We start from the raw sequence: 9,937 nt of genomic DNA, 5'->3' as shown, positions 1-9,937 counted from the left end.
CCCATCCCGAACAGAGAAGTTAAGCCCGCCTGCGCAGATGGTACTGCAATCCTGTGGGAGAGTATGTCGCCGCCTTCCTTTGAAAGAGTCCTTACATATCGTAGGGACTCTTTTTTTTGCAGATATGCAAGGCATCTTGATCAAATTGGCGTTCTTTGCAACATGCATAAACTAAAACTTTTAATAATAGGGCTCGTCTTTCCTGAGCCAAATTCTTCGGCAGCTGGCAGTAGGATATTGCAATTAATCCAATTGTTTAAAGAGATTGGATATGAAATTACCTTTGTTAGTCCGGCCCAGTATAGTAAATATCAATTTGATTTAACTTCAATAGGTGTTCACGAGCAAATTGTCAGCTTAAATGATGAAAACTTTGATGATTTTATCAAGGATTTGAATCCAAATATTGTATTGTTTGATCGTTTTGTAATTGAAGAACAATTTGGCTGGAGGGTTACGAATTGTTGCCCAGATGCTCTAAAAATTCTGGATACAGAAGATTTACATTGTTTGCGCTTAGCTCGGCAAAATGCTTTTAAAGAAAAAAGAGAATTCGTTACTACTGATTTGTTTAGCGATACTGCAAAAAGAGAGATTGCAAGCATTCTACGATCAGACATTTCCTTAATCATTTCTGAATTTGAAATGAATCTCTTGATTGAAGAATTCAAGGTAGACCCTTCCTTGCTGTTTTATCTTCCTATTTTTGCTACACCAGTTTTGGATTTTCCTCCTTATGAAGAAAGAAAAGATTTTATGTTTATCGGCAACTTTTTACATGAACCCAATTGGAATGCTGTCCGTTATTTGAGAGAAATCCTTTGGCCTATAATTCATGCAGAACTTCCAGATGCTAATTTGTATATTTATGGTGCCTATCCTTCGGCTAAAGCTTTGCAATTGCATAATACGAAATTAAATTTTCATATTATGGGTAGGGTTGAAGAGGCTAGAGAAGTTATTGAAAAGGCAAAAGTAATGTTAGCGCCATTACGATTTGGTGCTGGAATAAAAGGAAAGCTTCTAGAAGCGATGCAATATGGGACGCCTAGTATCACTACAACAATAGGTGCGGAAGGTATGCATCTTAATTTGGTTTGGAACGGCTTTATCGCCGATAATCCAGAAGATTTTGCAAATCGGGCTATACAGCTTTATCAAGAAAAAATCACTTGGGAAAAGGCTCAAAAAGAGGGTGTGGTCATTTTGCAAAATAAATTCTCTAAGGATTTATATGCAAAAGGTTTTATAGAAATGATGGAGAAACTTCGAAACAATCTACAACACCATCGAAATAAAAATTTCATTGGACAAATTCTACAACATCATATGCTAAAAAGTACTGAATACATGTCGCGGTGGATTGAAGCTAAAAATAAATTGCAATAAAAAACCCGTCTTAAACGTAAGACGGGTTTTTTGTTTATAGAGAAATTAGCTTATGCTAACATCGTAACTGGATTTTCTAAGTATTGTCTTAGTGTTTGTAAGAATTGTGCTCCAGTAGCTCCGTCAACGGTTCTGTGATCGCAAGCTAGCGTTACTTTCATAGTATTGCCGACTACAATCTCGCCGTTTCTGACAACTGGTTTTTCAACAATTGCTCCAACAGAAAGAATCGCAGAGTTTGGCTGGTTGATGATTGAAGTGAATTCAGTAATACCAAACATACCTAAATTTGAAACGGTAAAAGTACTTCCTTCCATTTCGGCTGGCTGTAGTTTTTTGTTTTTGGCTCTTCCAGCAACATCTTTTACATTTGCTCCGATTTGAGACAAGCTCAATTGGTCAGCAAATTTTAACACAGGAACAACCAAACCGTCTTCAACAGCAACAGCAACTCCAATGTGTACGTGATGGTGGATTACCGTCACATCCTCTTTCCATTGGGAGTTTACTTTTGGATGCTTCTTCAAGGCCATTGCACAAGCTTTGATTACCATATCATTAAATGAAACTTTCGTGTCTGGTAATGAATTGATTGTATTTCTAGAAGCTATGGCACTATCCATTGCAACTTCGATTGTCAAATAATAATGCGGTGCCGTAAATTTAGACTCTGATAAACGCTTAGCGATAACTTTGCGCATCTGTGAGTTTTTGATTTCTTCTGAATAGGTTTCGCCAGCTGGAACAAAAGGTTTTACAGCAGGAGTAGCGGCTGTTTCTGATTTAGCAGCTGTTTCTTGTTGGGGAGCTGATGCTTGAGAAGTCGCAGCAGGCTTAAAGTTTTCGATATCGCTTTTTACGATACGACCGTTTTCTCCTGTTCCTTTAACTTGTGAAATTGAAATGCCTTTCTCTTCGGCAATTTTTTTAGCCAAAGGAGAAATGAAGATTCTTTTTCCGTCTGAAACAGTTTCTACAGTTTCTTCTTTTGATTCGGCTGTTTCTGCTTTAGGTTCTTCCGTTTTTTCTTCTTTTGATGGAGCAGGAGCTGCACCGCCTTTTTTGAAGTTTTCTGCGATACCAGTAATGTCAGTTCCTTCTGGACCGATGATAGCCAAAACGCTGTCAACAGGAGCTGTTTCGCCTTCTTTGATTCCGATGGACAATAAAGTTCCAGAATTGAAAGATTCGAATTCCATTGTTGCTTTGTCGGTTTCGATTTCAGCAAGAATGTCGCCTTCGTTAATTTTATCTCCAACTTTTTTCAACCAGGTCGCCACCGTTCCATCGGTCATGGTGTCGCTTAGACGCGGCATGGTTACAACTACAACACCTTTTGGTAAAGCTGCCGTTGTGCTTTCTGTTTTTGGAGTTTCTTTCGTTTCTTCTGTTTTTTCTTTTGGTGCTTCTTCGGATTTGGTTTCTGCCTTAGGAGCTTCTTCTTTTTTGTCTGAAGAACTTCCGCCAGCTAATAAATCTGAAATATCTTCGCCTTCTTTTCCGATAATTGCGAGAAGCGAGTCAACTGGAGCAGATTCTCCTTCTTGGATCCCGATGTGCAATAAGGTGCCTGAATTGAAAGATTCAAATTCCATTGTTGCTTTGTCAGTTTCGATTTCAGCAAGGATATCGCCTTCGTTAATTTTGTCTCCAACTTTTTTCAACCATGTGGCTACAGTTCCTTCTGTCATCGTGTCGCTTAAGCGAGGCATTGTGATTTTTGTTGCCATAATGATTAAAGTTTATGAGGTAAAAAAGGATAGTTTTCTTGTTCGTAAACAACATCGTAAAGTTGTTGTACTTCTGGGAATGGTGATTCTTCTGCAAATTGAGCGCATTCTTCTACCAAGTCTTTAACTCTTTCGTCAATTGCTTCAATTTCTGCTTCGGTAGCATACTTGTTTTCTTTGATCACATCTAGAACTTGAGTGATTGGGTCGATTTTTCTGTATTCTTCCACTTCTTCTTTAGTTCTGTATAATTGTGCATCAGACATTGAGTGTCCTCTGTAACGGTACGTTTTCATTTCTAAGAATGTCGGTCCGTCACCTCGGCGTGCTCTGTCGATTGCTTCGTGCATTGCTTCTGCAACTTTAACAGGGTTCATTCCGTCAACCGGTCCGCATGGCATTTCATACCCTAAACCAAGTTTCCAGATATCTGTATGGTTTGCTGTTCTTTCTACAGAAGTTCCCATCGCATAGCCATTGTTTTCTACAATGAATACAACAGGAAGTTTCCAAAGCATGGCCATATTGAAAGCTTCATGCAAAGAACCTTGACGTGCTGCTCCATCACCAAAATAGGTTAATGTAACGCCGCCAGTATTAAAATATTTATCAGCGAAAGCGATACCAGCACCTACAGGAATTTGAGCTCCAACGATACCATGGCCTCCGTAGAATCCTTTTTCTTTTGAGAATATGTGCATAGAACCGCCCATCCCTTTTGATGTTCCGGTAACTTTGCCCAGCAATTCTGCCATAACGGCTTTAGGGTCAACGCCCATTCCGATTGGCTGAACGTGGTTTCTGTAGGCAGTAATCATCTTGTCTTTGGATAAATCCATTGCATGCAAAGCGCCTGCCAAGACAGCTTCCTGACCATTATATAAGTGAAGAAATCCTCTTACTTTTTGCTGAATGTATAAAGCGGCTAATTTGTCTTCAAACTTTCTCCAAAGCAGCATGTCTTCATACCACTTCAAATAAACTTCTTTTGTAACTTCTTTCATTGTTTGTTTTTTGCTAAACGTTATTGTGCCAGTAAATTGCTAAAAATAATAAGACGCAAAATAGTTTCCTCACACAAATTTGCGAAAGGCAAAAATAAGACATTCCAACTTAGAAGTAAAACTTAAAAGGTAAATTTTAGGTTTTTTTATAAGAAGTTTTTATCAAACATAAATGGAAGCAGATTTTTGAGAGAGTCTGATTTGTAAACGGCTCCCGTTTCTCCCATAAAATAAATTTCAATCGGATAATTCTGCTTGAATTCGTATTCGGATATGGATTGGCGGCAGGCCCCGCAGGGTGGAATAGGGGAAGTGACCGGCTTTTCATCGGATGTGGCGGAAATCGCGATTTTCAAGATTTTAGCATCCGGATAAATAGCTCCTGCCTGGAATATGGCAACTCTTTCGGCACAAAGTCCAGACGGATAGGCAGCGCTTTCCTGATTGGATCCCAAAACAACTTTGCCATTATCTAAAAAGATGGCGGCTCCGACTCTGAATTTTGAATAAGGCGCATAGGCTCTTTTTCGTATTTCAATAGCTTGATTCATCAGATTTTGCACATCTTCTGGCAATTCTTCTTTGTTGTCAAATACTGAGAAAGTGGTCGTAATGTTGATTTGTTTCATAAATGTTTTGAGGAAAAAAAATCCAAATTACTAATGAAAGCAATTTGGATTTTTTAGACTTTAAATTATATACTAATATTCATCATATTGATCTCCGAAGGCAAAGCTAAGAGAAAAACGCAATGTGTTTTCTAATGGGTTTCTGACTTTTGAAGCAGAGAATAAGTACGATACGTCTAATTTTACGATATTGTATTTAAATCCGGCTCCAAGCGAAATGAACTTTCTGGCTCCTTTTTCTTTACTTTCGTTAAAGTAACCTGCTCTTACAGCAAATGAATCTTGATACCAATATTCAGCTCCTAAAGCCCAAGTAACTTCTTTTAATTCTTCTTTTATTCCGTCAGGCGCATCTCCAAATGATTTGAAGATTCCTTCTGTCCATCCGATGGAACGGTAATCTCTATTGTTTTGTGCTCTTTCCTCATCGGTGATGTCGCCGTCACCATTTAAATCTGGATTTTGCGGAGTTGGAACCAATAGCTTGTTTATTTCTGCATTTAAAGAAACCTTGTTGTATTCGTCAAAGATAAAGTCGAATCCTCCTCCAAGTTTCAAGTTTGATGGAAGGAAGTTTGAGCCTTCATCTGAATCGTCTAAGTCATAATTGATTTTTGGACCTAAATTTTGGAAATTGAAACCACCTCTCCATCTTCCGTTAAAATCTTCGTAGGCTACTTCTTCAGATTGATAGTAACCAGAAATGTCGACTGCAAATGAGCTTGCTGCTGAAGCATCATTGCTCAATTGCGCCAATCTCAGGTTGGAACGAATGTATCTTCCGGCAACCGACATAGAGAATCTTTCACTTAATTTCAAAGAATAAGATAAGTCTACGGCAAATTCGCTAGGATTTACTTCTACCGCTGGATCATCTGGGTTGTCATTTCTGAATTCGATAACTCCAAGGCTGAAGTAACGCAAGCTTCCGGCAAAAGCACTTCTTTCGCTGATTCGGTTAAAATAAGTCAACTGGCTTAAAGAAATATCATTTACAAGTTCTGGAAGATAAGGTGTATAACTTACAGAAAAGCCTTGTTTGTCTAACGAAAAGGCATATTTTGCAGGGTTCCATTGCTGTGAATAAGCATCTGGAGACGAAGCAACACCGATGTCGCCCATACCAGCAGATCTTGCATCACCAGCAATAAGAAGAAAAGGCACTCCAGTTGTAATCACTCGGCTTTCTTCTTGGGCATTGGCTATGTTGAATCCTAATATGCAGATAATAAATAATGCGGTTTTTTTCATTCTGAGATTGGTATTAATTGAATTGAACAAATATAGTATTTTATTAAAGTATAACAAGTTTTTCGTATTTTTCTGTTTTTTTGTTAGTCTGGGTCGATTTGACCGTCAGCTTATAGACATATACTCCTTTGCCTATCTTGTCGCCAAAATCATCTTTTCCGTCCCAAGAAATCTCTCTAGATAAGAAGCCTTCTGTCGTTACTATCTGATTGATTGTCTTTACGATTTTTCCAGTAATGGTAATGACTTGTACCTGTACTTCTAACGGCTCGTACGGGCGGTTATGGGTAAACCAGAATTGCGTGTAGCTCACAAACGGATTAGGATAGTTCAGTACATTTTTTAAGGTCACGGTTTCATCTCCAACCACAATAAATTGTATTTCTGCTGTCACCGGATTGTTGTACACATCCCAAGCCTTGAAGGTAATTGTGTGCAGTCCAACTGCTAAATTTCGGAAAGGGAAACGTACTTTTCCTTTTGTATGATTGTCTAATTCGGTTTCGTAATAGTCATTAAGTATGTACGGATTGTTTTCGTCTCCGTCTAAAATTGCGACAATATCGTGCCCGATTCCGCTGGCGGTGTTGATTCCGTTTTCATCTTCCAAGAAAGCTAAAAATATAGGTGACTCATTGGTAATGCCTCCCGAAATAAACGTTTCGTCGTTCATGTACAATCGCACTCTCGGGCCTATGTTGTCGGCGACGGCATTCGGATTGATTCCTCCAATTTTTATATCAGTATTGTAGCCTGTCTGGTCTTCGAGGACTTGGTTCTTTTTCGCGTAAAAGCTGATTCTTCCGTTTCCGACAGGTATAGAAATGTCTCTTGGTACTACAAAATTAAATTCAAACTGTCCGTTGGTAACCGATGCGTTGCCGCGGAAAACAGTTTCTCCTAATAAGACAAAATCCATCAGGATTAGGTTGCCCGTCCCATCGGTTATGCCATCGTTTCCTAAAGTAGTTCGCTGTACGTTTTTATCGAATATATTTACGGATAAATTGCCGTTGTAGTTAGGAAGTATAGCATTTCCGTCTACATTCCTTACCTCACCCGATAATTTTACTGGACTCAAAGCATTAAAAATAAAAGTAGAAGAAGCTACTGGCTGGTCGTTTATTTTGGTCAAGACTATCGTAGGCTTCGGGATGGCTAATCTTAATGCCGGGTCGCCGACATATGAAACCATCAAGGCCGTGCCGTTGTAATTGTTTTTTGCAACCCTTAGTGCTTCTGATATTGGAACATTGCTCGTGGTACCATAGCCGTATAATTCACTAGAAAAAGCTTCATTGATATCTTGTCCGGTTGTTACGCTTATCTGTCTTGTGGTCGTTACCATTGATATGGCGCCGCCTTTCGGATTCCAATACGTATATTCTCCGGCCGTTGGTCTAAAAGGATTATCAAATCTTGTGAATTCACAAGTCACAGTCACAAACAGCGGATACTTATAACGGTTGTTTAAGTTTTGAGCGTCGGCTTTTTCAAAAATTCTTTCCTTTGCCAGTCCGTCTTCACCGCCATGTCCGAAATAATTAAAGACCAAAGCGCCTTGGTTGATCGCATCCACAAAATCCTTTCTGGCTTTTGGATAACGGAAACCTCCTGCCGAAGCTTCTTGTACATAAGAATCGGTGTGTATTTTTTCTACGTTCACGAAGGGTTTCTGTGCTGCAATCTGGTTTCCTAAAGCATCAATTCCAGTTTGGATTGAATTTTCCCAAGCCACATCTACGTCGTCAGAAACCAATACAAAGTTATTTCTCCATTTTCCGTACGATTCGATAGCGTGGTACTCAATAACCTTAGTGACCATTTCTTGTGCTTGTCTTGCATCCGAAACGAGCATTCTTCCAACGGCAAGTTCCATATCTTGAACAGAGCCGCTTAAAGTCATTGTTCCTTCGTTGTCGTCTAGCATGGCAAAATAATCGTCAGACATATAAGAGCCGCCTAGCGAAAAACTGTTCAGGGCTTGAAATACGGGTACGATGTTCGTATTGTTTGAAATCCTGTTTTTGTAATCGAAAGAAGCATCTCCAAACAAATTCAGGTATTTGATTCGCTTGGTAGGAATCGATCCGTTGTTATAGATGTATTTTACAAAATTTCTGATTGCTCCGATATCTTGCTTTCCAGAAGAAAACTCTTCGTAGATATTTTCAAGATTGACAACTTTTACGTTCAATTGCGAATGTGTCCTGTGGAAATTTGCCAATCGTTCTGCTTGTGAATTCAGAAATGCAGGAGTCACGATTAAGTAATCGACGTCTTGAAATGCGCCTTGAGAATTTTTAAGGATAGTTCCTTTCAGGTTCTGATTTGCTACGCGGGTTTTGGATTCCTTTAACGGCGAATAATAATCAGAGGCATCAATGGCAATGTATTTTCGGTCTTCGCCCAAATATGCTTTAAAAGCAAATGTGGCCGCTCCGTTATTTTCTACTTTTCTTACATTATAGATGTCTGTAATATCCCATATCTGCGTTATACCTGCCGCGTTCGAAAGCTGGTATTGAATTACTCCCGTGTTGACATCGGCATCATTATATTGGAATCGGAATTGTTTTCCATAACCTTGCAGGTTTCTTTTGGCTTCTACTATAATATAGTCCAGATAAGCATCGGCGCTAGGAACGCCTCCGTTGTTATAGCTTAATTTTACAGCAACATTTTCTGCTGCAGGGAAATTGCCTGTAAGGCTTCGTTCAAATGCAACATCGCCATCAGTACTTGTAGGTGGGAAATTCATCGCGCCTATATTTTGGCTGTTAGCAGTAACGCTCATAGTCGTTGCCGAAAAAGCAGCTGCGGCTGTGTTAACGGTAAGTTTTATCTGGGTTCCTGTAGCAATATTCGGGAACTTGAAGTCAAAAGTCTGTTCGTTTTCGATATTAAACCGTTCTCCAAACCATTTTCTTCCCAAGCGGCCTATGTTTGTCTTGTCTTGCTCATGATATTGATAATCGTCAAAAGTAGTAGCGTTAAGCGTCGGGTTGTCGTTAATAACGTCCATATTTCCGATTCTTTTTCCCGGTCCGCCTTGCGCTGTTACATAATAATACGACCGGTCTGCATACAAATTGTTGTGTGTCTGGCTTTCGCTGTTCCAGTTGTCAAGTCCTTCGGCATAAAAAAGAATGTAATCTTGGTTGTCAAGAGAGCCGTCGTTTTCTCCTATAATAGTAATAGCGTTTTCGGCCAAATCTTCGGGATAAAAAGTTCCGTTGAGCAGCGGAAGCATTCGGCCTCCGTTGCCATAAATTTTTATGTTTCGGGCATCTACGCCATTTAGGTTCATGCCTAAACTTTGCAGGAAGCTCCTTGATATTTTATATACTCCAGATTTTAGGACGTAAAATCGGTACCAGTCACCCGAACTCAAGACAGAATTTGAAATAGATGCAGAACTCTGGATAGAATAACGGCTCGGCCTGTTGGCTGTTGTCGTAAATGAATAGGTGAACGATTTTACTCTTTGAAAACCTGTGCCCGATTTAATGATAGGCGACAAGGCAAGCACCGCTCTTTGAGAGGCAGCGTTGTTCATATTCGTGATAGTCGCTCCTATAGTAGAAGGAATCGATGCTGTTCTTAAATCGCCCAGCTGTTCGCGACTAATCGTTTCGTAAACAATATTGGTAATCTGCAGGCTGCTTTCGTCGGCAAAACCCGATACAGGGATTTTAATATTGAAAAAAATAGCTTTCTTATCATAATCATACTGAAAGCTGGACGATTTAAAGATAGGTGCTTTTATCTGGATCTGCTCAGAATAAATACCTGAGTTGTCAATCCATTCAATGGAAATATTGTCTCTCTGCTGGGCAAAAGAAACATAAGAACACATAAGCAATAAGAGGAAGGTAATCTTTTTCATTAACTTGAATAACGCTGACTGCGCTTAATTATTACGAAAAGTAAA

General features: G+C 39.4%; 6 protein-coding genes and 1 rRNA gene. 2 read left to right on the top strand and 5 right to left on the bottom strand.

All coding sequences use genetic code 11. From position 1 onward, the window contains the following. Positions 1-78, top strand: a 5S ribosomal RNA gene (rrf, locus tag GGR22_RS14730); the annotation flags it as partial. Next, a complete protein-coding gene (locus GGR22_RS14725) occupies positions 64-1,389 on the top strand; it encodes a glycosyltransferase (RefSeq protein ID WP_317169797.1) in 1,326 nt (441 codons plus the stop codon). The genes rrf and GGR22_RS14725, both read left to right, overlap by 15 nt. Before the next feature lie 50 nt (positions 1,390-1,439). Here the strand turns inward: GGR22_RS14725 and GGR22_RS14720 are convergent, their stop codons facing one another. From GGR22_RS14720 to porU, 5 genes are all read right to left on the bottom strand, one after another. Then, positions 1,440-3,119: a pyruvate dehydrogenase complex dihydrolipoamide acetyltransferase gene (locus GGR22_RS14720; RefSeq protein WP_182494274.1), complete on the bottom strand. Its 1,680-nt coding sequence runs from the start codon at positions 3,117-3,119 to the stop codon at positions 1,440-1,442. 5 nt (positions 3,120-3,124) lie between these two features. Next, positions 3,125-4,123 carry a pyruvate dehydrogenase (acetyl-transferring) E1 component subunit alpha gene (pdhA, locus tag GGR22_RS14715; RefSeq protein WP_182494273.1) on the bottom strand — a complete coding sequence of 333 codons (999 nt, stop codon included), beginning with the start codon at positions 4,121-4,123 and terminating at the stop codon, positions 3,125-3,127. Between the two features lie 146 nt (positions 4,124-4,269). Next, positions 4,270-4,752 (bottom strand): cytidine deaminase, encoded by a 483-nt coding sequence (gene cdd, locus GGR22_RS14710; RefSeq protein ID WP_182494272.1) that lies wholly within the window; start codon positions 4,750-4,752, stop codon positions 4,270-4,272. A 72-nt stretch (positions 4,753-4,824) separates the two neighbouring features. Beyond that, the gene (gene porV / locus GGR22_RS14705; RefSeq protein ID WP_121376930.1) at positions 4,825-6,003 is read right to left on the bottom strand and encodes a type IX secretion system outer membrane channel protein PorV; all 1,179 of its coding nucleotides are present in this window, start codon (positions 6,001-6,003) and stop codon (positions 4,825-4,827) included. 43 nt (positions 6,004-6,046) lie between these two features. Continuing rightward, positions 6,047-9,892: a type IX secretion system sortase PorU gene (gene porU / locus GGR22_RS14700; protein WP_182494271.1), complete on the bottom strand. Its 3,846-nt coding sequence runs from the start codon at positions 9,890-9,892 to the stop codon at positions 6,047-6,049. Positions 9,893-9,937: the final 45 nt, after the last annotated feature.

This window comes from Flavobacterium gossypii (assembly GCF_014138495.1).
GTDB classification, from domain to species: domain Bacteria; phylum Bacteroidota; class Bacteroidia; order Flavobacteriales; family Flavobacteriaceae; genus Flavobacterium; species Flavobacterium endophyticum.
This window is presented reverse-complemented; position numbering and strand designations above follow the sequence as displayed.